Source organism: Serratia marcescens, from assembly GCF_006715005.1.
GTDB lineage: Bacteria > Pseudomonadota > Gammaproteobacteria > Enterobacterales > Enterobacteriaceae > Serratia > Serratia montpellierensis.
Genome location: NZ_VFMJ01000001.1, coordinates 854,479 through 879,233 on the forward strand (window position 1 = coordinate 854,479; position 24,755 = coordinate 879,233).

The 24,755-nt window shown below is 60.6% G+C and carries 22 protein-coding genes; 20 read left to right on the plus strand and 2 right to left on the minus strand.

Annotated elements, in window-relative coordinates:
- Positions 1-309 precede the first annotated feature (309 nt).
- The 13 genes from nuoA to nuoN all read left to right on the plus strand — a co-directional run bounded on the left by nuoA (position 310) and on the right by nuoN (position 15,377).
- Positions 310-747: an NADH-quinone oxidoreductase subunit NuoA gene (nuoA, locus tag FHU12_RS04140; protein ID WP_025303663.1), complete on the plus strand. Its 438-nt coding sequence runs from the start codon at positions 310-312 to the stop codon at positions 745-747.
- 15 nt (positions 748-762) lie between these two features.
- Positions 763-1,437, plus strand: a complete 675-nt coding sequence (locus tag FHU12_RS04145) for a NuoB/complex I 20 kDa subunit family protein (protein ID WP_004936039.1) — start codon at positions 763-765, stop codon at positions 1,435-1,437.
- A 96-nt stretch (positions 1,438-1,533) separates the two neighbouring features.
- Positions 1,534-3,330 carry an NADH-quinone oxidoreductase subunit C/D gene (nuoC, locus tag FHU12_RS04150; protein ID WP_025303662.1) on the plus strand — a complete coding sequence of 599 codons (1,797 nt, stop codon included), beginning with the start codon at positions 1,534-1,536 and terminating at the stop codon, positions 3,328-3,330.
- A 2-nt stretch (positions 3,331-3,332) separates the two neighbouring features.
- Positions 3,333-3,884, plus strand: coding sequence for an NADH-quinone oxidoreductase subunit NuoE (nuoE, locus tag FHU12_RS04155; RefSeq protein ID WP_141967590.1), 552 nt, complete (start codon positions 3,333-3,335; stop codon positions 3,882-3,884).
- Positions 3,881-5,227, plus strand: a complete 1,347-nt coding sequence (nuoF, locus tag FHU12_RS04160) for an NADH-quinone oxidoreductase subunit NuoF (protein WP_015378579.1) — start codon at positions 3,881-3,883, stop codon at positions 5,225-5,227. Before nuoE ends, nuoF begins: the two co-directional genes overlap by 4 nt.
- Positions 5,228-5,304: 77 nt before the next feature.
- Positions 5,305-8,043 (plus strand): NADH-quinone oxidoreductase subunit NuoG, encoded by a 2,739-nt coding sequence (gene nuoG / locus FHU12_RS04165; protein ID WP_130017836.1) that lies wholly within the window; start codon positions 5,305-5,307, stop codon positions 8,041-8,043.
- Positions 8,040-9,017 (plus strand): NADH-quinone oxidoreductase subunit NuoH, encoded by a 978-nt coding sequence (gene nuoH / locus FHU12_RS04170; protein ID WP_004936022.1) that lies wholly within the window; start codon positions 8,040-8,042, stop codon positions 9,015-9,017. The genes nuoG and nuoH overlap by 4 nt, the downstream gene beginning before the upstream one ends.
- 14 nt (positions 9,018-9,031) lie before the next feature.
- The gene (gene nuoI / locus FHU12_RS04175) at positions 9,032-9,574 is read left to right on the plus strand and encodes an NADH-quinone oxidoreductase subunit NuoI (protein ID WP_025160170.1); all 543 of its coding nucleotides are present in this window, start codon (positions 9,032-9,034) and stop codon (positions 9,572-9,574) included.
- 13 nt (positions 9,575-9,587) lie between these two features.
- Positions 9,588-10,145, plus strand: coding sequence for an NADH-quinone oxidoreductase subunit J (gene nuoJ, locus FHU12_RS04180; RefSeq protein ID WP_019453717.1), 558 nt, complete (start codon positions 9,588-9,590; stop codon positions 10,143-10,145).
- Complete coding sequence (nuoK, locus tag FHU12_RS04185) at positions 10,142-10,444, plus strand: NADH-quinone oxidoreductase subunit NuoK (RefSeq protein WP_004936014.1); 303 nt, start codon at positions 10,142-10,144, stop codon at positions 10,442-10,444. Before nuoJ ends, nuoK begins: the two co-directional genes overlap by 4 nt.
- Complete coding sequence (nuoL, locus tag FHU12_RS04190) at positions 10,441-12,288, plus strand: NADH-quinone oxidoreductase subunit L (RefSeq protein ID WP_043140059.1); 1,848 nt, start codon at positions 10,441-10,443, stop codon at positions 12,286-12,288. The genes nuoK and nuoL overlap by 4 nt, the downstream gene beginning before the upstream one ends.
- A gap of 95 nt (positions 12,289-12,383) precedes the next feature.
- Positions 12,384-13,913: an NADH-quinone oxidoreductase subunit M gene (gene nuoM / locus FHU12_RS04195; RefSeq protein ID WP_025303660.1), complete on the plus strand. Its 1,530-nt coding sequence runs from the start codon at positions 12,384-12,386 to the stop codon at positions 13,911-13,913.
- Positions 13,914-13,919: 6 nt separating this feature from the next.
- Positions 13,920-15,377 carry an NADH-quinone oxidoreductase subunit NuoN gene (nuoN, locus tag FHU12_RS04200; RefSeq protein ID WP_033635324.1) on the plus strand — a complete coding sequence of 486 codons (1,458 nt, stop codon included), beginning with the start codon at positions 13,920-13,922 and terminating at the stop codon, positions 15,375-15,377.
- A 59-nt stretch (positions 15,378-15,436) separates the two neighbouring features.
- On the opposite strand, the gene FHU12_RS04205 is transcribed toward nuoN, so the two are convergent.
- Positions 15,437-16,312, minus strand: a complete 876-nt coding sequence (locus tag FHU12_RS04205; protein ID WP_141967592.1) for a LysR family transcriptional regulator — start codon at positions 16,310-16,312, stop codon at positions 15,437-15,439.
- 289 nt (positions 16,313-16,601) lie between these two features.
- Here FHU12_RS04205 and FHU12_RS04210 point away from each other — a divergent pair, with 289 nt between their 5' ends.
- Together FHU12_RS04210 and FHU12_RS04215 are read left to right on the plus strand one after the other, a co-directional pair.
- A complete protein-coding gene (locus tag FHU12_RS04210) occupies positions 16,602-17,837 on the plus strand; it encodes an MFS transporter (RefSeq protein ID WP_141967593.1) in 1,236 nt (411 codons plus the stop codon).
- Positions 17,838-17,967: 130 nt separating this feature from the next.
- On the plus strand, positions 17,968-18,477 hold the full coding sequence (locus tag FHU12_RS04215; RefSeq protein WP_141967595.1) for a DUF1097 domain-containing protein: 510 nt from the start codon (positions 17,968-17,970) through the stop codon (positions 18,475-18,477).
- Here FHU12_RS04215 and FHU12_RS04220 read toward each other — a convergent pair.
- Positions 18,457-19,440 carry a LacI family DNA-binding transcriptional regulator gene (locus FHU12_RS04220; RefSeq protein ID WP_141967597.1) on the minus strand — a complete coding sequence of 328 codons (984 nt, stop codon included), beginning with the start codon at positions 19,438-19,440 and terminating at the stop codon, positions 18,457-18,459. The genes FHU12_RS04215 and FHU12_RS04220 overlap by 21 nt on opposite strands.
- Positions 19,441-19,708: 268 nt before the next feature.
- Between FHU12_RS04220 and idnO the strand changes: the two genes are divergently transcribed.
- The 5 genes from idnO (at position 19,709) to menH (ending at position 24,744) form a co-directional block, all read left to right on the plus strand.
- Positions 19,709-20,473 (plus strand): gluconate 5-dehydrogenase, encoded by a 765-nt coding sequence (gene idnO / locus FHU12_RS04225; RefSeq protein WP_033635314.1) that lies wholly within the window; start codon positions 19,709-19,711, stop codon positions 20,471-20,473.
- A gap of 22 nt (positions 20,474-20,495) precedes the next feature.
- Entirely contained in the window at positions 20,496-21,527 is a 1,032-nt protein-coding gene (gene idnD / locus FHU12_RS04230) for an L-idonate 5-dehydrogenase (RefSeq protein ID WP_141967599.1), read from the plus strand.
- Positions 21,528-21,608: 81 nt separating this feature from the next.
- Entirely contained in the window at positions 21,609-21,920 is a 312-nt protein-coding gene (elaB, locus tag FHU12_RS04235; RefSeq protein ID WP_141967601.1) for a stress response protein ElaB, read from the plus strand.
- Between the two features lie 380 nt (positions 21,921-22,300).
- The gene (menD, locus tag FHU12_RS04240) at positions 22,301-23,977 is read left to right on the plus strand and encodes a 2-succinyl-5-enolpyruvyl-6-hydroxy-3-cyclohexene-1-carboxylic-acid synthase (RefSeq protein ID WP_141967603.1); all 1,677 of its coding nucleotides are present in this window, start codon (positions 22,301-22,303) and stop codon (positions 23,975-23,977) included.
- A complete protein-coding gene (gene menH / locus FHU12_RS04245; protein ID WP_141967605.1) occupies positions 23,974-24,744 on the plus strand; it encodes a 2-succinyl-6-hydroxy-2,4-cyclohexadiene-1-carboxylate synthase in 771 nt (256 codons plus the stop codon). The genes menD and menH overlap by 4 nt, the downstream gene beginning before the upstream one ends.
- Positions 24,745-24,755 lie beyond the last annotated feature (11 nt).

Sequence of the window (24,755 nt, forward strand, 5' to 3'; positions counted from 1 at the left end):
GAAATGTGCATGTTGGTTTATATCTATCTGTTTCTACACAAAAATTAACTGACACGATTTAGCCTGTCCCTGGCGCATCAAATGTTAATCAAATGATACGTATGTAAACTAGTGTGTAGATACTTTTGTCAAAGTTGACAAAAGGTTATAGAAAGGAGTAAAAAGCCCACAGAAAAACGCTGCCTAACTCGCTGTAAAAGCAGTTTGTTTGTGTGGTTATTTATCCTTCCCTTAAATCGATGTGGCGCACTAACTGCCGGTGACAAGAGCAGTGCGATCGACGCCACTTTTGATGAGTAAGCATAGAGTATGTCAACAACCACTGAAGTTATCGCTCATCACTGGGCGCTCGCCGTATTTCTCGTCGTGGCTATCGGGCTCTGCGGCTTAATGCTGCTGGGTGCGTTCTTCTTGGGCGGGAGAGCCCGGGCGCGCGCCAAACACACCCCGTTTGAATCAGGCATCGACTCGGTCGGTACGGCGCGCATGCGCTTGTCCGCCAAGTTCTACCTGGTGGCCATGTTCTTCGTTATTTTCGACGTTGAAGCCTTATACCTGTATGCCTGGTCGGTCTCGGTTCGCGAGAGCGGTTGGGTAGGCTTTATCGAAGCCGCCATTTTCATTTTGGTGCTATTGGCCGGTCTGGTTTATCTGGTGCGCATCGGCGCGTTGGATTGGACTCCGGCGCGTTCCCAACGCCGCAGCAAACCGAGCACGATCACTAACACCAACAGTCATCCGCAGTAACAGCGAGGCATTAAGATGGACTATACGCTCACCCGCATAGACCCGAACGGTGAGAACGACCGTTATCCCCTGCAAAAACAGGAGATCGTCGCCGATCCCCTGGAACAACAGGTCCACCGCACGGTTTACATGGGTAAACTCGAACATGCGCTGCATGACATGGTGAACTGGGGGCGTAAAAACTCTATTTGGCCGTATAACTTCGGCCTTTCGTGCTGTTACGTGGAGATGGTGACGTCGTTTACCGCCGTTCACGACGTGGCGCGTTTCGGTGCGGAAGTACTGCGCGCCTCCCCGCGTCAGGCTGACCTGATGGTGGTGGCCGGTACCTGTTTCACCAAGATGGCCCCGGTCATCCAACGCCTGTACGAGCAGATGCTGGAGCCTAAGTGGGTGATCTCGATGGGCGCCTGCGCCAACTCCGGCGGCATGTACGACATCTATTCCGTGGTGCAGGGCGTGGACAAGTTCCTGCCGGTCGATGTGTACATTCCCGGCTGTCCGCCGCGTCCGGAAGCCTACATGCAAGCGCTGATGCTGCTGCAGGAATCCATCGGCAAAGAACGTCGCCCGCTGTCGTGGGTTGTCGGCGATCAGGGCGTTTACCGCGCCAATATGCAGTCTGAAAGAGAGCGTAAACACGGCGAGCGCATCGCGGTGACCAACCTCCGGACGCCTGACGAGATTTAAGACGTTCATTTAACGTCCATCTTAGTGCGCTATTGGTTAACACAGCGAAAAGTGAAACTTGCGGCGAATAACCCTTTAGTGTGGTGAAAAAAAATTATGACAGATTTGACGACGCACGACGCCTTGCCTGCCTGGCAGACCCGAGATCACCTTGACGACCCGGTGATCGGCGAACTGCGCAACCGTTTTGGGCCGGAAGCCTTTACTGTTCAGGCTACCCGTACCGGCATGCCCGTGGTATGGGTTAAACCTGACCAGTTGCTGGAAGTAATGACGTTCCTGAGAAAACAGCCGAAGCCGTATGTCATGCTGTTCGATCTGCATGGCGTGGACGAACGTCTTCGCACCCACCGCGACGGCCTGCCCGCTGCGGATTTCTCCGTTTTCTACCATCTGATTTCCATCGAACGCAACCGCGACATCATGCTGAAGGTGGCGCTGTCTGAAAAAGACCTGCACGTGCCGACGGCGACCAAGGTGTTCCCTAACGCCAACTGGTATGAGCGCGAAACCTGGGAGATGTTCGGCATCACCTTCGACGGCCACCCGCACCTGTCGCGCATCATGATGCCGCAGACCTGGGAAGGGCACCCGCTGCGCAAGGACTACCCGGCGCGTGCCACCGAATTCGATCCTTTCGTGCTGACCAAGCAGAAAGAAGATCTGGAGATGGAAGCGCTGACCTTCAAGCCGGAAGACTGGGGCATGAAGCGCGGCACCGAGAACGAAGACTTCATGTTCCTCAACCTCGGCCCGAACCACCCGTCCGCGCACGGTGCGTTCCGCATCATTCTGCAGCTGGACGGCGAAGAGATCGTCGACTGCGTGCCGGATATAGGCTATCACCACCGTGGCGCCGAGAAGATGGGCGAGCGTCAATCCTGGCACAGCTACATTCCGTACACCGACCGTATCGAGTACCTCGGCGGCTGTGTGAACGAAATGCCTTACGTGCTGGCGGTCGAGAAGCTGGCCGGCATCAAGGTGCCTGAGCGCGTCGACACCATCCGCGTGATGCTGTCCGAGTTGTTCCGCATCAACAGCCACCTGCTGTACATCTCCACCTTCATTCAGGACGTCGGCGCGATGACCCCGGTGTTCTTCGCCTTTACCGACCGTCAGAAAATCTACGATCTGGTGGAAGCGATCACCGGTTTCCGTATGCACCCGGCCTGGTTCCGCATCGGCGGCGTCGCGCACGATCTGCCGCGCGGCTGGGATCGTCTGCTGCGTGAATTCCTCGACTGGATGCCGAAGCGTCTGGACTCCTACGTGAAAGCGGCGCTGAAGAACAGCATCCTGAAAGGCCGTTCCATCGGCGTAGCGTCTTACAACGCCAAAGAAGCGCTGGAGTGGGGCGTGACCGGTGCCGGCTTGCGTGCCACCGGCGTCGAGTTCGATGTGCGTAAATGGCGTCCTTACTCCGGCTATGAGAACTTCGACTTCGAAGTGCCGGTGGGCGATGGCAACAGCGACTGCTACACCCGCGTGATGCTGAAGGTGGAAGAGCTGCGCCAGAGCCTGCGCATCCTCGAACAGTGCCTGAACAACATGCCGGAAGGCCCGTTCAAGGCCGATCACCCGCTGACCACGCCGCCGCCGAAAGAGCGTACGCTGCAGCACATTGAAACGCTGATCACCCACTTCCTGCAGGTTTCCTGGGGCCCGGTGATGCCAGCCAACGAATCATTCCAGATGATTGAAGCCACCAAAGGGATCAACAGCTACTACCTGACCAGCGACGGCAGCACCATGAGCTACCGCACACGGGTACGTACGCCGAGCTTTGCGCACCTGCAGCAGATCCCATCGGTCATCCGAGGCAGCCTGGTTTCCGACCTGATCGTCTATCTGGGTAGTATCGATTTTGTAATGTCAGATGTGGACCGCTAACTATGCACTCTCAAAAAGACAATCACGCAGTCAATGATGCGCTCGAGCCCATCAATGCAGCCGCTCCTCAGAGCGGCGTTGATGCATTTGTTCTGAGCGCGGAAGAACGTGATGCGATCGAGCACGAAAAGCACCATTACGAGGATCCGCGCGCCGCTTCCATCGAAGCACTGAAAATTGTGCAGAAGCAGCGCGGCTGGGTTCCGGACGGTGCGATTTACGCCATCGCGGAAGTGCTGGGCATCCCCGCCAGCGACGTAGAAGGCGTGGCCACGTTCTACAGCCAGATTTTCCGTCAGCCAGTAGGACGTCACGTGATCCGTTATTGTGACAGCGTTGTTTGTCACATCACCGGTTACCAGGGCATTCAGGCCGCTATCGAGAAGAAGCTGAACATCAAACCGGGTCAAACCACCTTTGATGGCCGCTTCACGCTGCTGCCGACCTGCTGTCTGGGCAACTGCGATAAAGGGCCGACCATGATGATTGATGAGGACACTCACAGTCAGCTGAAGCCTGAAGATATCGAGACGCTACTGGAGCAGTATCAATGACCAAGCACATTGTACGCACTCCCGAAACGCATCCGCTGACCTGGCGTCTGCGCGATGACAAGCAGCCGCTGTGGCTGGACGAATACCGCAGTAAAAACGGCTATGCCGGCGCAGAAAAGGCCCTCAAAGGCCTGGCCCCGGACGAGATCGTCGGCCTGGTGAAAGACTCCGGGCTGAAGGGCCGCGGCGGCGCGGGCTTCTCCACCGGTTTGAAGTGGAGCCTGATGCCGAAGGACGAATCCATGAACATCCGTTACCTGCTGTGTAACGCCGATGAGATGGAGCCGGGCACCTATAAAGACCGTCTGCTGATGGAGCAGCTGCCGCACCTGCTGGTGGAAGGCATGCTGATCTCCGCGTTCGCGCTGAAAGCCTACCGCGGCTACATCTTCCTGCGCGGCGAGTACATCGAAGCGGCAGCGCACCTGCGTCGCGCCATCGCGGAAGCCACCGAAGCCGGCTATCTGGGCAAGAACATTCTCGGCACCGGATTTGATTTCGAGCTGATCGTGCACACCGGCGCTGGCCGTTACATCTGCGGCGAAGAAACTGCGCTGATCAACTCGCTGGAAGGCCGCCGCGCCAACCCGCGTTCCAAGCCGCCATTCCCGGCCAGCGCCGGCGTCTGGGGCAAGCCGACCTGCGTTAACAACGTCGAAACCCTGTGCAACGTGCCGGCCATTCTGGCGAACGGCGTGGAGTGGTACACCGGCATCTCCGGCAGTGAAGACAAAGGCACCAAGCTGATGGGCTTCTCCGGCCGGGTGAAAAATCCGGGCGTCTGGGAACTGCCATTCGGCACCACCGCGCGCGAGATCCTGGAAGACTACGCCGGCGGCATGCGCGACGGTCTGCGTTTCAAAGCCTGGCAGCCGGGCGGTGCGGGGACCGACTTCCTGACCGCCGATCACCTCGACCTGCCGATGGAATACGGCGCGATCGGCAAAGCCGGCAGCCGTCTCGGCACCGCGCTGGCGATGGCGGTAGACCACGAGATTGGCATGGTGCCGCTGGTGCGCAACCTGGAAGAGTTCTTCGCTCGCGAGTCCTGCGGCTGGTGTACGCCATGCCGCGACGGCCTGCCGTGGAGCGTGAAGATCCTGCGTGCGTTGGAGAACGGCGAAGGGCAGCCGGGGGATATCGAAACCCTCGAACAGCTGTGCCGTTCCCTCGGCCCGGGCAAAACCTTCTGCGCCCACGCGCCAGGTGCCGTAGAGCCACTGCAAAGCGCGATTAAATATTTCCGTGAAGAGTTCGAGGCGGGTATCGCCGTGCAGCACTTCGGCAACGCCCATGCGATTGGCGGCATTCAGCCGAACAATCTGCTGAAGCAGCGCTGGTAAGCCGAACTCGCCCGAACACGGCCAGAATTTTTGATTAACGCCTGCCGCAAGGCAGGCCACTTGGAAGCATGCTGACTATGGCTACGATTCATGTAGACGGCAAAGAGTATGAGGTAGACGGAGCGGACAACCTGCTGCAGGCTTGTCTTTCCCTCGGGCTTGATATTCCTTACTTTTGCTGGCATCCGGCGCTGGGAAGCGTCGGCGCTTGCCGCCAATGTGCGGTAAAGCAATACCAAAACGCGGAAGATACGCGCGGCCGTTTGGTGATGTCCTGTATGACCCCGGCATCCGATGGCACCTTCATCTCCATCGATGACGGCGAAGCGAAGCAGTTCCGTGAAAGCGTGGTCGAGTGGTTGATGACCAACCACCCGCACGACTGCCCGGTTTGTGAAGAAGGCGGTAACTGTCACCTGCAGGATATGACGGTAATGACCGGCCACAGCTTCCGCCGCTACCGCTTCACCAAGCGTACCCACAACAACCAGGAGCTGGGGCCGTTTATCTCGCACGAGATGAACCGCTGCATCGCCTGCTACCGCTGCGTGCGTTACTACAAAGACTATGCGGACGGCACCGACTTCGGCGTGTACGGCGCGCACGACAACGTCTACTTCGGTCGCCCGGAAAGCGGCACGCTGGAAAGCGAGTTCTCCGGCAACCTGGTGGAAGTGTGCCCGACCGGCGTATTCACCGACAAAACGCACTCCGAACGCTACAACCGTAAATGGGACATGCAGTTCGCGCCGAGCATTTGCCAGCAGTGCAGCATCGGCTGTAACACCAGCCCGGGCGAACGCTATGGCGAGCTGCGCCGTATCGAAAACCGTTACAACGGCAGCGTGAACCACTACTTCCTGTGCGACCGCGGTCGTTTCGGTTACGGCTACGTCAACCAGAAAGATCGTCCGCGTCAACCGCAGCAGCTGCGCGGCGATGACTGGATCACCCTGAACGCCGAGCAGGCGATGCAGGGCGCGGCGGACATCCTGCGTCAGGCGAAGAAAACCATCGGCATCGGCTCCCCGCGCGCCAGCCTGGAAAGCAACTTCGCACTGCGCGAGCTGGTCGGCGCCGAGAACTACTACACCGGTATCGCTCAGGCAGAGCAATCACGCCTGGCGCTGATGCTGAACGTGCTGAAAAACGGCGGCGTCCATACGCCGGCGCTGCGTGAGATCGAAGATTACGACGCAGTGCTGGTGCTGGGCGAAGACCTGACGCAAACCGGTGCGCGTATCGCGCTGTCCGTGCGCCAGGCCGTCAAGGGGAAAGCTCGCGCGATGGCGGCGGCGCAACGCGTGGCCGACTGGCAGATCGCGGCGGTGCAGAACATCGGTCAGCACGCCAAGTACCCGCTGTTCACCACCAACGTCGATAACACCCGCCTGGACGACATCGCCGCCTGGAACTACCGCGCGCCGGTAGATGAGCAGGCACGCTTCGGCTTTGCCATCGCGCACGCGCTGGATAGCGCAGCGCCGGCGGTGAACGATCTGGCCGACGGCCTGAACAAGAAAGTCGATATCATCGTGCAGGCGCTGACCGGCGCACGCAAACCGCTGATCGTGACCGGCAGCAACGCCGGCAGCGAAGCCATCATCGAAGCGGCGGCCAACATCGCCAAAGCGTTGAAGGGCCGCGGTTCCGATGTCGGCATCACCTTTGTGGCGGGGGCCGCCAACAGCATGGGCCTGGCGATGATCGGCGGCGGTTCGCTCGATCAGGCGCTGGAACAGCTGGCGAGCGGCGCAGCCGACACCGCCATCGTGATGGAAAACGATCTCTATCGTCATGCGCCGGCGGCGCAGGTGGATGCAGCGTTGGCCAAGGTCAATAACCTGATCGTCGCCGACCACCAGCGCACCGCGATCATGGACAAAGCCAACCTGATCCTCTCCTCGGCCAGCTTCGCCGAGAGCGACGGTACGCTGATCAACCAGGAAGGCCGCGCGCAGCGCTTCTTCCAGGTGTACGATCCGGCTTACTACGACGACGCCAAGAAGAATCAGTTCACCGTGATGCTGGAAAGCTGGCGCTGGATGCACTCGCTGCACTCTACCTACACCAGCCGCCACGTGGACTGGACCCAGCTCGATGACGTGATCGCCGCTTGCGTTGCCGCGTTGCCGCAGCTGCAGGGCATCGTCGACGCCGCGCCGGACGCGACTTTCCGCATCCGCGGTCAGAAGCTGGCGCGTTCGCCGCACCGCTCCAGCGGCCGTACCGCCATGCGCGCCAACATCAGCGTGCACGAGCCGCGTCAGCCGCAGGATAAAGACACCATGTTCGCCTTCTCGATGGAAGGGAACAACAGCCCGCTGGCCGATCGTCAGCAGATCCCGTTCGCTTGGGCGCCAGGCTGGAACTCACCGCAGGCATGGAACAAGTTCCAGGCCGAAGTGGGCGGCAAACTGCGCCACGGCGATCCGGGTGTGCGCCTGATCGAAGCGGGGGAGGGCAGCCTCGGTTACTTCGACCGCGTGCCGGCCGCGTTCAACCCGGTCGACGGCTGGCGTGTCGCGCCGTACTACCACCTGTTCGGCAGCGATGAAATGTCGCAGCGCTCTCACGTGATCCAGCAGCGCATGCCGGAAGCTTACGTGATGGTCAACCCGGCCGACGCGGCGACGCTTGGCGTCAACGCGGGCAGCCTGGTGGAGTTCAGCTGTGCGGGCCAGACCCTGCGTCTGCCGGTGCGTCTGAGTGAAACCCTGACCCAAGGCCAGGTTGGTTTGCCGCTCGGCTTGCCAGGGATCCCGCCGATCTTGGTGGGTGCTAAGGTAGACAATCTGCGGGAGGCGGCACGATGAGCTGGTTTACCCCTGAGGTGATCGACATTCTGATCGCCATTCTTAAAGCGGTCGTGATCCTGTTGGTGGTCGTGGCGTGCGGGGCATTCATGAGCTTCGGCGAACGCCGCCTGCTCGGCCTGTTCCAGAACCGCTACGGACCGAACCGCGTAGGCTGGGGCGGCTCGCTGCAGCTGGTCGCCGACATGATCAAAATGTTCTTCAAGGAAGACTGGGTACCGAGATTCTCCGACCGGGTGATCTTCACCCTGGCGCCGATGATCGCCTTTACTTCCCTGTTGCTGGCATTTGCCATCGTTCCGGTCAGCCCGACCTGGGCGGTGTCCGATCTCAACATCGGTATTCTGTTCTTCCTGATGATGGCCGGCCTGGCGGTGTACGCCGTGCTGTTCGCCGGATGGTCGAGCAACAACAAATACTCGCTGTTGGGCGCGATGCGCGCCTCCGCGCAAACCCTGAGCTACGAAGTGTTCATTGGCCTGTCGCTGATGGGCGTGGTGATGCAGGCGGACTCGTTCAACATGCAGGCCATCGTTGAATCCCAGGCGCACGTCTGGAACGTCATTCCGCAGTTCTTCGGCTTCGTGACCTTCGCGATCGCCGGCGTGGCGGTGTGTCACCGTCACCCGTTCGACCAGCCGGAAGCCGAGCAGGAACTGGCCGACGGTTACCACATCGAATATTCCGGCATGAAGTTCGGTCTGTTCTTCGTGGGGGAATACATCGGTATCGTCACCGTGTCCGCCCTGATTGTGACGTTGTTCTTCGGCGGTTGGCAGGGTCCGTTCCTGCCGCCATTCATCTGGTTCGCGTTGAAAACGGCCTTCTTCATGATGATGTTCATCCTGATCCGTGCCGCGCTGCCGCGCCCGCGTTATGACCAGGTGATGTCCTTCGGCTGGAAAGTGTGCCTGCCGTTGACGCTGCTGAACCTGCTGGCAACCGCCGCGGTCATTTTGTACAACGCTCAATAAGGGGTGAATAAACCATGACATTGAAAGAGTTAGTGGTTGGTTTCGGCACCCAGGTGCGCAGCATTTGGATGATTGGCATGCATGCCTTCGCCAAGCGCGAAACCCAGATGTATCCGGAAGAACCGGTTTACCTGCCGCCGCGCTACCGCGGCCGCATCGTGCTGACGCGCGATCCGGACGGCGAAGAGCGCTGCGTCGCCTGTAACCTGTGTGCGGTTGCCTGCCCGGTCGGCTGTATCTCGCTGCAAAAAGCAGAGCAGAAAGACGGCCGTTGGTATCCGGAGTTCTTCCGCATCAACTTCTCGCGCTGCATTTTCTGTGGCCTGTGCGAAGAGGCTTGCCCGACTACCGCTATCCAGCTGACGCCGGATTTCGAACTGGGTGAGTACAAGCGTCAGGATCTGGTGTACGAAAAAGAAGATCTGTTGATCTCGGGGCCGGGTAAATATCCGGAATATAACTTCTACCGGATGGCCGGTATGGCGATTGACGGCAAAGCCAAAGGCGAAGCCGAAAACGAAGCCAAACCGATCGACGTCAAAGGTCTGTTGCCCTAAGGAGCCAGCAAGCATGGAAATTGCATTTTACCTGGCAGGTTTGATTGCGGTGGCCGCGACGATTCGCGTGATCACCCATACCAACCCTGTGCATGCGCTGCTGTATCTGATCGTCTCGTTATTGGCGATCTCGGCAGTCTTCTTCTCTCTCGGCGCCTACTTTGCCGCCGCGTTGGAAATCATCGTCTATGCGGGCGCCATCATGGTGCTGTTCGTATTCGTGGTGATGATGCTGAACCTCGGCAACGTGCAGCAGCAAGAGCGCGACTGGATGAAGCCGACGGTGTGGATCGGACCTGGCCTGTTATCGCTGGCGCTGCTGGTGGTATTGATCGTCGCGATCCGCAGCGTATCCGACCAGGGTATCAGCGGCGAGATGGTCGACGCGAAGGCGGTGGGCATCAGCCTGTTCGGGCCTTACGTACTGGCGGTTGAGCTGGCCTCAATGCTGCTGTTGGCGGGTCTGGTTGTCGCCTTCCATATCGGCCGCGAGCACAAGCCTGGCGAGGTGCTGAGCAACGCGCCGGCGAGTGGCGAAATGGCGAGAAGAAAATCGGAGGAGCAAGCATGATCCCTCTTCAACACGGCCTGATCCTGGCGGCTATCCTGTTTGTGCTCGGGCTGACCGGGCTGCTGGTGCGCCGCAACCTGCTGTTTATGCTGATCAGCCTGGAAGTGATGATCAACGCTGCGGCGTTGGCGTTTATCGTGGCGGGAAGCTACTGGGGCCAGGCGGACGGGCAGGTGATGTACATCCTGGCGATCAGCCTGGCGGCAGCCGAGGCCAGTATCGGCCTGGCGCTGCTGCTGCAGCTCTACCGTCGTCGTCATACCCTGAATATTGATACTGTCAGTGAGATGCGCGGATGAACCTATTATATTTAACAATTCTGCTACCGCTGATCGGGTTCCTGCTGTTGGCATTTTCCCGCGGTCGTTGGTCTGAGAACACGGCGGCCACCGTCGGCGTGGGCTCTATCGGCCTGGCTGCGCTGGTCACGGTGTATGTGGCGATGGATTTCCTCGCCCAGAAAGCCGCCGGCGTGCAGCTGTTCGAGCAAAGCCTGTGGACCTGGATGGCCGTCGGCAACTTCAATATCGGCGTGACCCTGGTGCTGGACGGCCTGTCGCTGACCATGCTGTCGGTGGTCACCGGCGTCGGCTTCTTCATCCACATGTTCGCTTCCTGGTACATGCGCGGTGAAGAGGGCTATTCGCGCTTCTTCGCTTACACCAACCTGTTTATCGCCAGCATGGTGGTATTGGTGCTGGCGGACAACCTGCTGCTGATGTATCTGGGTTGGGAAGGCGTGGGCCTGTGCAGCTACCTGTTGATCGGTTTCTACTACAAAGATCCGGCCAACGGGGCGGCGGCGATGAAAGCCTTTATCGTCACCCGCGTGGGCGACGTGTTCCTGGCGTTCGCGCTGTTCATCCTCTACAACGAGCTGGGCACGCTGAATATCCGCGAGCTGATGATCCTGGCGCCGCAGAAACTGGCGGTGGGCGACACGGCCATCACCTGGGCGACCCTGATGCTGCTGGGCGGCGCGGTCGGTAAATCGGCGCAGCTGCCGTTGCAAACCTGGTTGGCGGACGCGATGGCGGGCCCAACCCCGGTTTCCGCACTGATCCACGCGGCGACCATGGTGACCGCGGGCGTCTATCTGATCGCCCGTACGCACGGCCTGTTCCTGATGGCGCCGGAAGTGCTGCACCTGGTGGGCATCGTCGGTGCGGTCACTCTGCTGCTGGCCGGCTTCGCCGCGCTGGTGCAGACCGACATCAAGCGCGTGCTCGCTTACTCCACCATGAGCCAGATCGGTTACATGTTCCTGGCGCTGGGCGTGCAGGCATGGGACGCGGCGATCTTCCACCTGATGACCCACGCGTTCTTCAAGGCGCTGTTGTTCCTGTCGTCTGGTTCGGTGATCCTGGCTTGCCACCACGAGCAAAACATCTTCAAGATGGGCGGCCTGCGCAAGAGCATCCCGCTGGTGTACGTCTGCTTCCTGGTGGGTGGCGCTGCGCTGTCTGCGTTGCCGCTGGTCACGGCCGGCTTCTTCAGTAAGGACGAGATCCTGGCGGGCGCGATGGCCAACGGCCACATCAACCTGATGGTTGCGGGCCTGGTCGGTGCGTTCATGACCTCGCTGTACACCTTCCGTATGATTTTCATCGTGTTCCATGGCGAAGAGAAAATCAAAGCGCATGCCGGTAAAGGCATCACTCACCACCTGCCACTGCTGGTTCTGCTGGTGCTGTCCACCTTCGTCGGGGCGATGATCGTGCCGCCGTTGCAGGGCGTGCTGCCGGATACGACCGAATTGGCGCACGGCAGCGTGCTGACGCTTGAAATCACCTCCGGCGTGGTGGCTATCGTCGGCATTCTGCTGGCGGCCGCGCTGTGGCTGGGCAAACGCAGCCTGGTCAACAGCATCGCCAACAGCGCGCCGGGTCGTTTCTTCTCGACCTGGTGGTTCCATGCCTGGGGCTTCGACTGGCTGTATGACAAAGTATTCGTCAAGCCGTACCTGGGCATTGCGAAGCTGCTGCAGCGCGATCCGCTGAACTCGCTGATGAACCTGCCGGCCGTCTTCTCCCGCTGGGGGAACCGCGGTCTGACGGTGAGCGAGAACGGTCAGGTGCGTTGGTATATAGCGTCTATGGGTGTGGGTGCAGTGGTCGTATTGGCTCTGTTGATTTTGGTTTAATTGAATAATTTAAACAGACGCATTTTTCGGGCGTAGCGCCGGGCAGGCGCTACGTACAAAGTTTGAAATTATTCGTATAAGGGACACAAAACGCCATGCTATTACCTTGGCTAATTCTTATCCCCTTTATCGGCGGTCTGCTGTGCTGGCAGCTTGAGCGCTTCGGTACTAAGGTGCCGCGCTGGATAGCGCTGATCGCAATGGGGCTGACGTTGGCGCTCTCTCTGCAGCTGTGGATGCAGGGCGGCTATACATTGACCACGCCGAAAGGCATTCCGCAGTGGCAGAGCGAATTCCTGCTGCCGTGGATCCCGCGCTTCGGCATCTCCATCCACCTGGCGCTGGACGGTCTGTCGCTGCTGATGGTGGTGTTGACCGGTCTGCTGGGCGTGCTGGCGATCCTCTGTTCCTGGCGTGAAATCCAGAAGTATCAGGGCTTCTTCCACCTCAACCTGCTGTGGATCCTGGGCGGCGTTATCGGCGTGTTCCTCGCCATCGACATGTTCCTGTTCTTCTTCTTCTGGGAAATGATGTTGGTGCCGATGTACTTCCTGATCGCGCTGTGGGGGCACAAAGCATCGGACGGTAAAACCCGTATCACCGCGGCGACCAAGTTCTTCATCTACACCCAGGCCAGCGGTCTGGTGATGCTGATTGCGATCCTGGGCCTGGTGTTCGTGCACTACAACGCCACCGGCGTGTGGACCTTCGATTACGAAGACCTGCTGCAAACGCCGATGTCCCACAACGTGCAATATCTGCTGATGCTGGGCTTCTTCATCGCCTTCGCGGTGAAAATGCCGGTGGTGCCGCTGCACGGCTGGTTGCCGGATGCGCACAGCCAGGCACCGACAGCAGGTTCCGTCGACCTGGCGGGCATCTTGCTGAAAACCGCGGCCTACGGCCTGCTGCGTTTCAGCCTGCCGCTGTTCCCTGAGGCTTCGCACGAGTTTGCGCCAATCGCCATGTGGCTGGGCGTGATCGGCATCTTCTACGGCGCCTGGATGGCGTTCGCGCAGACCGACATCAAGCGTCTTATCGCCTACACCTCGGTATCGCACATGGGCTTCGTGCTGATCGCCATCTACACCGGCAGCCAGCTGGCTTACCAGGGTGCGGTGATCCAGATGATCGCGCACGGCCTGTCCGCCGCCGGTATGTTTATCATCTGCGGCCAGCTGTATGAGCGTCTGCATACCCGTGACATGCGTCAGATGGGCGGCCTGTGGGGGCGGATCAAGTTCATTCCTGCGCTGTCGCTGTTCTTCGCCGTGGCTACGCTGGGGATGCCGGGTACCGGTAACTTCGTCGGCGAATTCATGATTCTGTTCGGCAGCTACCAGGTGGTACCGGTGATCACCGTGATCTCCACCTTCGGTCTGGTGTTCGCTTCGGTTTACTCGCTGATCATGATGCAGCGCGCTTACTACGGTGCGCCTAAATCCGACCAGCCGCTGCAGGGCATGACCGCGCGCGAGCTGTTCATCATTCTGCTGCTGGTGGTGTTGCTGGTTCTGCTGGGGGTTTACCCGCAGCCGATTCTGGATACTTCCAACGCGGCGATGAGCAACGTGCAACACTGGTTTGGTTCGTCAGTTTCAGCAATTTCAACAACAAGGCCGTAATTCGCCATGACAATAACTCCTCAACAACTGATCGCACTGCTGCCGCTGTTGATCGTCGGATTGACGGTGGTGGTTGTGATGCTAGGCATTGCGTGGCGACGCGACCACTTTATCAACGCCACCCTGACCGTGATCGGTCTCAACCTGGCGCTGCTTTCGCTGTACTTTGTCGGCCAGGCAGGCCCAATGGACGTCACCCCGCTGCTGCGGGTTGACGGTTACTCGATGTTCTACACCGGGCTGGTGCTGCTGGCGAGCCTGGCGACCTGCACCTTCGCCTATCCGTGGCTGGTCGGCTATCCGGATAACCGCGAAGAGTTCTACCTGCTGGTGCTGATCGCCGCCATGGGGGGCATCCTGCTGGCGAGCGCCAACCATCTGGCTTCGCTGTTCATCGGTATCGAGCTGATCTCGCTGCCGCTGTTCGGCCTGGTGGGCTACGCCTACCGCCAGAAGCGCCCGCTGGAAGCCGCCATCAAGTACATGCTGCTGTCCGCCGCCGCGTCGTCGTTCCTGCTGTTCGGCATGGCGCTGCTGTACGCTGAATCCGGCGATCTGTCGCTGGCCGGCCTCGGCAAGAGCCTGCAGGAAAACATGATGCACCAGCCGCTGATCCTGGCCGGTATGGGCATGATGATCGTCGGTCTGGGCTTCAAGCTGTCGCTGGTGCCGTTCCAACTGTGGACGCCGGACGTGTATCAGGGCGCGCCTGCGCCGGTCTCGACCTTCCTGGCGACCGCCAGCAAGATCGCGATCTTCGCGGTCGTGATGCGTCTGTTCCTGTATGCCCCGGCCGCCGACAACGAAGCGCTGCGCATGGTGCTGTCGATCATCGCGTTCTGCTCTATCTTGTTCGGTAACCTGATGGCCATCAGCCAGACCAACATCAAGCGTCTGCTGGGCTACTCGTCAATCGCTCACCTGGGCTACCTGCTGGTGGCGCTGATTGCGGTGCAAACCCATCAGCTGTCGCTGGAAACCGCCGGCGTTTACCTGGCCGGTTACCTGTTCAGCAGCCTGGGCGCCTTCGGCGTGGTCAGCCTGATGTCCAGCCCGTACCGCGGCCCGGATGCGGATTCGCTGTTCTCTTACCGTGGTCTGTTCTGGCACAAGCCAATCTTGTCCGCGGTGATGACGGTGATGATGCTGTCGCTGGCCGGTATCCCGATGACGCTGGGCTTTATCGGTAAGTTCTTCGTGATCGCGATGGGCGTCAGCGCACACCTGTGGTGGCTGACCGGCGCAGTCGTGGTAGGCAGCGCCATCGGCCTGTACTACTACCTGCGCGTGACCGTCAGCCTGTTCCTCAGCGCGCCGGAATCGCTGCAGCGCGATACCCCGAACAACTGGGCGTTGACCGCCGGTGGCGTCGTTGTGCTGATTTCCGCCGCGCTGGTGCTGCTGTTGGGTGTCTATCCGCAGCCGCTGATTTCGCTGGTGCAGATGGCACAGCCGACGTTCTGATAACGCTTCAGACGGTAAAAAGGTCGCTTCGGCGACCTTTTTTTATGGGGAAGCGGCACTCAGCCGTAATGGGCGCTAAACGATGTTTCCAGCGCCTGCACCACCGCGCGCACGCGGGCGGCGCGTTGCAAATCGGGGTGCAACACCAGCCAGATATCCACCCAGTCTTTGTTCTCCGGGAACAGGCGCACCAGCTCCGGGTCTTTGTCCGCCAAAAAAACGGAGAGCAGGCCGATGCCCAGCCCGCTGCGGGTGGCGGAACGTAACAACAGCTGCGAATTGCATTGCAGCACGACATTGGGCTCGTGCAGAGTCTCGCCGCAGAAATTACTCCAGTGGCGCGGCACCAGTTCGCGCGGGAACATCAACAGATCGTGGCCGCGCAGCTGCTCGCCCCTGACCGGCATGCCGCGCCGCGCCAAATAGTGCCGGGTGGCGTACAGGCCCATTTCGATGGTGGCTAAGCGTTTGATGATCAGCGCATCGTCATCGGGGCGGGCGCCGCGGATCGCCAGATCCGCACTGTGGTAAGCGATATCGGTGATGTCCAGTGCCGTCAGCAGCGTGACGGTGATGGCCGGATAGCGTTCCCGCAGATCTTGCAGTGCGGGCATCACGAAGGCTTCAGCCAGGGTATCGGTGGTGGCGATGCGCACGTGGCCGTGCAGGCTGTCATCGCCGCTGGCGGCTTTACGGTTGATCGCCTGCACCGCATTTTCCATCCTCATCACGTCCGCCAGCATTTCTTCCCCCAACGGGCTGAGTGCGAAGGATTTCGGCGTGCGGATAAACAGCTTGGAGCCGAGCGCATCTTCGAAAGCGGAGAGCCGTCGACCGACGGTCGCCTGATCGACATTCAGCTGGCTGGCGGCTTTGCGTAGCGTGCCACAGCGCGCAACGGCCAAAAAGAAGCGCGCGTCGTCCCAATTCATCATGCCATTTCCTCTCTGCAGATTTGTCGGCGCCGTGGGGCACAGGCCGAGCCAGGCGAACAATAACGGCTTCTATCATAAAGCGTTGTTCAGCCTGGGGGGAGAGAAAGACGGTTAACGACCTAGCCATCGGCGGTTATTTCTCCGGTGATGCAAGAATGCATCAGGGTGATTCATTCTTGACGATACTTCGCTCGTCGCCGTAACGCTATGATAAGCGCCGTTCCCGGTCCGCCGGGTGAGGAAAGATGTCGATGGCAGGCTACCGTCTGCCGACTTTGGGAGTTGAAACATGTCAGAAAATACCGGCAGCCAGATCGCGGCGCCGCAAAATGCTCAGGCGTCGCACAGGGCCATTTTATGGTTCCTGGCGCTGGCTTTGATGTCGGCATTGCTGAACAGCAGCGCGCCGACGCCGCTTTATCCGCTGTATCAGCAGCAGTTTGCGCTGAGCTCCGTCAGCCTGACCGTCGTTTACGGCGCCTACGCCGCCGGCGTGCTGATCTCTTTGTTCGGCGTCGGTAATCTGGTCGGCAAAGTGAAGGATTTGCGCAGCATGATCGTGCCGGCATTGCTGGTGGTGTTGAGCGGTGCGCTGCTGTTCGCGCGGGCCGATACCTTTGTCATGATGCTCATGGCGCGGCTGCTGGCCGGGGTAGGTACCGGGGCGCTGACCGGTGCGGCGAACATTGCGTTGGTGCGGTATGGGCCGCGGGAAGGCGGCAAAAATGCGGCGTTGATCGCGACGCTGTCCTTTACCACAGGGTTGGCGCTGGGCCCGATCTTCAGCGGCATCGCCTTGCAGACCGGCTTCCATCCCACGACGCTGCCATTCGTTTTCATCATGGTCATTGCCGCCGTGGGTGCGTTGGGCGTGATGTTCTCGTGGCCGCGTGGCGTGGTTACGGCGCCGAGCCATGTTGCGTCGGTCGAGACAGAAAAAAGCTCGCTGCTCGATGGCTTGCGCACCACCGGCGGTAAATTCTTTGTGTGTGCAGGGGCTTTATTTATCTGTTGGGCCCTGGCCGCCAGCATTTTGGCTATCGGTCCCAGCGTGGCGGAAACGCTGTTAGGCCTGCACGCTCGTGGCGTCTTTGGCTATGCGATTGCGGTGTATCTGTTGATCGCCGGTATCAGCCAGATCCTTAGCCGCCGCCTTAACGCCCGCCATTCGCTGTTGTTCGGTTGCCTGGCGCAGGTGCTGGCGGCGGTGGTATTCGCCACAGCGATCCAATGGCATTCACTGTGGCTGGCGGCTGTGGGGCTGGTGGTGGCCGGCTATGCTTACGGCGCCATTTTCGTCGGCAGCGCGACCCTGGTAAACCTGATTTCACCGCCGGCCAGCCATGCGCGTTTGCTTTCGCTGTTTTACGTTATCGCTTATATCGCCAACTGGGTGCCTATCGTGCTGGGCGTGGTGGTCGATCGCGTCGATCTGCGTCAGGCAACCCATTTGCTGTTCCTGGGCAGCACCGTGGTGTGCCTGTTGTTGGCATGGAAGACGGCTCGTGTAGGGTTCCCACGTTAATGATTTTGTGATTGAAGTCTCTTTTATTTAATTAATTATTCTTTAATTGCATTTATATTGTGATTTTAATCACATGAAATGACCGCCTTTCGGGTAAACTGCGCGCTTTCTTTTTGCCGCGGGTCACTTTATGAACGTTCTTTTCGCCATTGCCGTTACTACCGGGATCCTCTCCGGCGTTTGGGGCTGGGTTGCCGTCAGCCTGGGGCTGATCGGTTGGGCCGGTTTTCTCGGCTGCACGGCGTATTTCGCCTGCCCGCAGGGCGGGCTGAAAGGGCTGCTGATCGGCGCGTTGACCTGCTGCAGCGGCGTCTTCTGGGCAATGGCGATCATCCACGGCAGCGAACTGGCGCCGCAGTGGAATCTGCTGGGGTATCTGCTGACCGGCATCGTGGCGTTCCTGATGTGCATTCAGGCTAAACAACGGTGGCTGGGGTTTGTGCCCGGCACCTTTATCGGCGCCTGTGCGACCTTCGCCGGCGGCGGCGATTGGCCGCTGGTGACGCTTTCCCTGCTGGTGGGCCTGCTGTTCGGCTATACGATGAAAAACAGCGGTCTATGGTGGGCGGCGCGCAGCGAAAAAGCCCGCGCTACGCCGCCGATGGGCCCGAATGCCGGCTCAAACGGTGCCGCCGAGTGAGAGGCGGTAATGCAGATCGTGGCGCTCGGCGCAAGGTTCGCCCGCGATCCGCAACAGCAGCATTTCGGCGGCGGTTTTCCCCATGTCAAAGCGCGGCGTGATCACGCTGGCGATGCTCGGCGTGGTCGCCTGGCCAATATCCAGGCCGTGAAATCCCGATAACGCAACCTCCTGCGGCACGCGCACGCCGAGACGCAGGCAGGCCTGCAACACGCCCACCGCCAGATCGTCGTTGGTGCACAGGATACCGTCGAGCTGCGGGTAGCGTTCGCGCGCCATCGCCAGCATGTCGGCGCCGATCGAAACCGAAGAGACCCGATGCGGCGCGATCTGACGCGGCGTTTGCCCCTGAGCCGCCATGGCGCGGCAGTACCCCCGATAGCGTTTATTGTCGCGGGCGTCCGACATGGCGCCAAAGTAAACGATATGCCGTTTGCCGCTGGCGAGCAGCGCTTCGGTCATGTCATATCCCGCCTGTTCATTATCGAACCCCACCGCAATCCGCCCCGGCGGCGCGTCGAGATCCATCACCTGCGCGAGGGGGATTTTGGCGGCGCCGAGGTAGGTCTCTGCGCGCAAGGTATGCGCAGAATCGGTGAGGATCAGCCCGGCGATCGGGTAGCTCAACAGCTGTGCGATCTGCTCTTCTTCCCGTTGTGGGCTGTAATCGTAGTTCATCACCAGCGTTTGGTAACCCCGCGCTTGGGTAACGGATTCGATGCCGGCCAGCAGATCGGCGAAGATCTGGTTGTTGAAGGAGGGGACCAGCACGCCGAGACGCGGTTTTCTGCCGGCCTGTGCGGCATCGGCGCCGGTGACGTTCAGCTCCCGCATGACCTGCGCAATGCGTTCGGCGGTGCCGGCCGCCACTTTTTCCGGCGTGCGCAGGAAGCGGCTGACGGTCATTTTGGTCACGCCGGCCAATTGTGCGATGTCCTGTAGCGTAACGCGGGGGTGTTTCATTCGGTGGCCTTCACGGGCGGCGCGGCAAGGGCGGATAGCGGTATGTTAACAAATCGATTTGGCGATAACAATGAATGCACCTCTATTGAAAATAGCCATTTTTCAATCGGATAGCTGATTTTTACCCGCGTGCTGCCTGCGTGAGATCACGTTAAGGGTAACAGGGTTTCGTAACATGATTTTCAGTGATTTCCATCACGTTTTTACCGGTAACAATCGGCTGAGATAGAGGCCTGTCCGATTGGAGGCCTGATGGCCGGGAATCACCATGAACAATCTGTTTTCACTGGATAATAAAATCGTCTTGATCACCGGCGCCTCGCGCGGCATCGGTTTTCTGCTGGCACGCGGCCTGGCGCAGCAAGGCGCACATATTCTGGTCAACGCCACCACCGAAGAACATGCCCGGCACGCCGCCGAGCGCCTGCGCGAAGAGGGCCTGCGTGCCGATGCGGCGGCGTTCGACGTCACCGATTCCCAGGCGGTGCATGCCGCCATCGACCGTATCGAAGCGGATATCGGTGCGATTGACGTCTTGATCAACAACGCCGGCATCCAGCGCCGCCACCCGTTCACCGAGTTTCCGGAGCAAGACTGGGACGACATCATCGCCGTCAACCAGAAGGCGGTCTTCATTGTGTCGCAAACCGTGGCGCGTTACATGGTGCCGCGCCGGCGCGGCAAGATAGTCAACATCGGCTCGATGCAAAGCGAGCTGGGGCGGGACACCATCACCCCTTATGCGGCGTCCAAAGGGGCGGTGAAAATGCTGACGCGCGGCATGTGCGTGGAGCTGGCACGCTACAACATTCAGGTCAACGGCATTGCCCCCGGCTATTTCAAAACCGAGATGACGCAGGCGCTGGCCGACGATCCGGCCTTCACCGCCTGGCTGACACAACGCACACCCGCCGCGCGCTGGGGCGATCCGCAGGAGCTGATCGGCGCGGCGGTGTTCCTGGCCGCCGACGCCTCCGCCTTCGTCAACGGGCAGCTGCTGTTTGTCGATGGCGGCATGTCGGCGGCGGTGTAACCTTTTTTCGTGGAGTCTTGAGATGAAAATTCAAACCCAGTCCTGCGTGGTCAATGGCAAACGAGACGTGGCGGTGATCGCGCAAAAAGTGGATTACCGGGGGCAGGGAACGCTGGTGAAAATCAGCCGTGGCGGTATCTGCGGCTCGGATCTGCATTACTTTCAGGAAGGCAAGGTCGGCAATTTTCAGGTGCGTCAGCCGATGGTGCTGGGCCATGAGGTGATCGGCGAGGTGGTCGCCAGCGATTCACCGCGGCTGCCGGTCGGGCAGAAGGTGGCGCTCAATCCCAGCAAACCCTGCGGGCAGTGCAAATACTGTCTGGCGCAGCAAAGCAATCAATGCGTCGAGATGCGTTTTTTCGGCAGCGCGATGTATTTTCCGCACGTTGACGGCGCTTTTACCCAATACAAAGTGGTGGATAGCGCGCAGTGTGTCCCTTACGGCGCCGATCGCGACGACAGGGTGATGGTGTTCGCCGAACCGCTGGCGGTGGCGATACACGCAGCGAAACAGCCCGGCGACGTGACGGGAAAAAAGGTCTTCGTGTCCGGCGTTGGCCCGATCGGCTGCCTGCTGGTGGCGGCGCTGAAAGCGCTGGGCGCCGCCGAGATTGTCTGTGCCGATCTCAGCCCGCGCTGCCTGGCGATCGCCAGGCAAATGGGGGCCGGTCGGTGCCTGTATGCCGCGGACGACGATGTTAGCGATTATCAGCAGGACAAGGGGTATTTCGACGTCGCCTTCGAAGTGGCGGGGCACCCGCAGTCGCTGCAGCGCTGCCTGGAGATCACCCGCGCCAAAGGCACCGTGGTGCAGGTGGGCATGGGCGGCAGCTTCCCCGATTTCCCGCTGATGTTGTTGATCGCCAAGGAGTTGAACCTGCTCGGATCCTTCCGCTTCGTGGCGGAGTTTGCGCTGGCGGTGGCGTGGCTGGCCGACGGCGTGGTCGATCCGCTGCCGTTGCTGTCGGCGGAGTTCGCCAGCGGGCAGCTGGCGCAGGCGCTGGAGTTTGCCGGCGATAAGCGCCAGGCCGCCAAGGTGCAATTGGTGTTTTAGGGTAAAAGTCCGATGGCCGCAGGCGGCGATCCTTGTCTATAGTGTAGGAACGCTTAATTTTTCAACCACGGAGATCTCACGATGGCAAGACATACGGATGCTGAGCAAACTACCCTGGATGACGATCTGAGAATGCTGACCGAGACGCTGGAAGAAGTGCTGCAATACACCGGCGACCGCGCAGATCAGGCTTACGTCGACATCAAGTCGCACGCCGAGCAGGCGCTGAGTGAGGTCAAGGCGCGCTGGGCGAACACTGGTGAATCCTACTACGCGCGCGCCAAAGACGCGGTGCACCGCACCGACGACTACGTGCGGGATAAACCCTGGCACAGCGTAGGCATCGGCGCCACCGTCGGGTTGGTGCTGGGGCTGCTGCTGGCCCGCAAGTAAATCACGGCATCGGGGCGGCGCAGGCCGCCTCGTGCTTTTCTGCAGACTGTGTTGTTCCTCTCGCTGTTTCCCCGCTGGCTTTTCCTTATCCCGCCTATACTTCCCGCTAGCCGTCGTCGGAGCGCCTCTATTTCCCTTGTTTTTATATGGGCGGATTGAGCCGGCGCCGCCGCAAGTGTAAAGTATTTGTGTGTTTATTGTTTATTTTTTGTTATAAATCAAATAATTATCTGGTGTAAACACCCAGGGATATACGGCGTTCTTGCGCTGGCGCAAAAGCCGTGAAAATAACACCTCATATAATACAGAGCGTAACTACAGGCGCGGCGTCCGTCGGCTGCGTCGGGGACGATCTCTGCTAACTGACTTGTGAGCGAACTATGTCGACAAGTGTTTTTAATCGCCGGTGGGCGGCTGTGCTGCTCGAGGCGCTGGCCCGCCATGGGGTGCGGCATGTTTGTATCGCTCCGGGATCGCGCTCCACGCCGCTGACGCTGGCCGCCGCGGCCAACCGATCGTTTATCTGCCATACCCATTTTGATGAGCGCGGGCTCGGCCATCTGGCACTCGGGCTGGCGAAGGCGGCGCGTGAGCCGGTGGCGGTGATCGTCACGTCCGGCACCGCGGCGGCGAACCTTTATCCCGCGTTGATCGAAGCCGGCCTGACCGGTGAGCGGCTGGTGTTTCTCACCGCCGATCGGCCGCCGGAACTGATCGACTGCGGCGCCAATCAGGCGATCCGTCAAAACGGCCTCTACAGCAGCCACCCGACGCTGGCGATCGATCTGCCGCGTCCTACGCCGGATATTCCGGCCGCGTGGCTGGCCTCCAGCGTCGACAGCGCGATGGCGCGCCTGCAGCACGGCGCTTTGCATATCAACTGCCCGTTCGCCGAACCGCTGTATGGCGGCGACGAACGTCACTATGCCGATTGGTCCGCCGCGCTGGGCGACTGGTGGCAGAGCGATCGTCCGTGGCTGCAGGAAAGCGAGACGCATGCGGCGCCAGTGCCGCAGCCGGACTGGTTCTTCTGGCGGCAAAAGCGCGGCGTGGTGCTGGCCGGGCGCATGAGCGCGCAAGAGGGCGCACAGGTGGCTGAATGGGCCGCAATGCTGGGCTGGCCGCTGATTGGCGACGTGCTGTCGCAGACCGGGCAACCGCTGCCCTGCGCCGATTTGTGGCTCGCGCATCCGCAGGCGCAGCGCGTACTGCAAGATGCGCAACTGGTGGTGCAGTTCGGCGGCAGCCTGACCGGCAAGCGCCTGCTGCAGTGGCAGGCACAGTGCCGGCCGGAAGAGTATTGGGTCATCGACGAGCTGCCGGGGCGGCTCGATCCGGCCCAGCACCGGGGGCGGCGCCTGCGCGCTAGCGTGGCGCAGTGGTTGGCGCAGCACCCGGCGCAGCCGCGCGCGCCGTGGGCCGCCGGGCTGGCGGCGTTGGCGGATAAGGCGCTGACGGCGGCATCCACGCATCTGCACGATAACTTTGGCGAAGCGCAGCTGGCGCACCGTCTGCCGGAACTGCTGCCGGAGAACGGCCAGCTGTTTCTCGGCAACAGCCTGGTGGTGCGACTGATCGACGCGTTAACGCCATTGCCCGTCGCCTACCCGGTATTCAGCAACCGCGGCGCCAGCGGTATCGACGGCTTGATCTCCACTGCTGCCGGCGTACAGCGTGCCACCGCCAGGCCAACGTTGGCGGTGGTGGGCGACCTTTCCGCACTGTATGACCTCAATGCGCTGGCGCTGCTGCGCCAGAGCTCGGCGCCGACGGTGTTGATCGTCGTCAATAACAACGGCGGCCAAATTTTCTCGCTGTTGCCGACGCCGGAAGAAGATCGTCAGCGCTTTTACTGCATGCCGCAGAACGTCGAGTTCAGCCACGCGGCGGCGATGTTCCAACTGGGCTACGCGCGGCCGGAAAACTGGAGCCAGCTGCAACAGGCGGTTGAGCAAGGCTGGCGGCGCGGCGGCGCCACGCTGATAGAACTGCAGGTGCCGCCGAGCGCAGGAGCAGAGAGTCTGCAATTCCTGGTGCAACAGATGGCGGTGCAATGATGCTGGCGACGCGAATTTTGCAACAGGGCGAAGCGGGCCGCCCGTGGCTGGTGTGGCTGCACGGCCTGCTCGGCAACAACAATGAATGGCGGGTGATCGCCGCGCGCTGCCCGGAATGGCCATCGCTGGCCATCGATCTGCCCGGCCACGGCGACTCCGTGGCGGTGACCTGCCGCGGCTTCGACGACATCAGCGCGCAAATCGCCGCTACGCTGCAGCTGCGCAATATCGAACGTTATTGGCTGGTGGGCTACTCGCTTGGCGGGCGCATCGCCATGTATCACGCTTGCTACGGCCGCCATGCCGGACTGCAAGGGGTGATCGTCGAGGGTGGCAACCCGGGGCTGGAGGACGAAGAACAGCGCCGCCGACGCTGCGAGCAGGATGCGCTGTGGGCGGCGCGTTTTCGCAGTGAGCCGATCGCCGAAGTCCTGGCGGACTGGTATCAGCAGCCGGTATTCAAAGAACTCAGCCACGTGCACCGTCAGGCGCTGATCGCCGCGCGCTCGGTCAACAGCGGCCCGGCGATCGCCGACATGCTCGAAGCCACGTCGCTCGGGCGGCAGCCTTATCTGGCGCCGCAGCTGAGCCAACTGACTGTGCCGCTGCAGGTGCTGTGCGGTGAGAACGACCCCAAATTTCAACGGCTGGCGCGCGACGCCGGGTTGCCGTTGCGCATCGTGCCGCAGGCCGGTCATAACGCGCATCTGGCCAATCCGCAGGATTTCGTCGCCGAGCTGCAGACCTTTCTCGTTAACCCTGGTTAAAGGAACCGAAC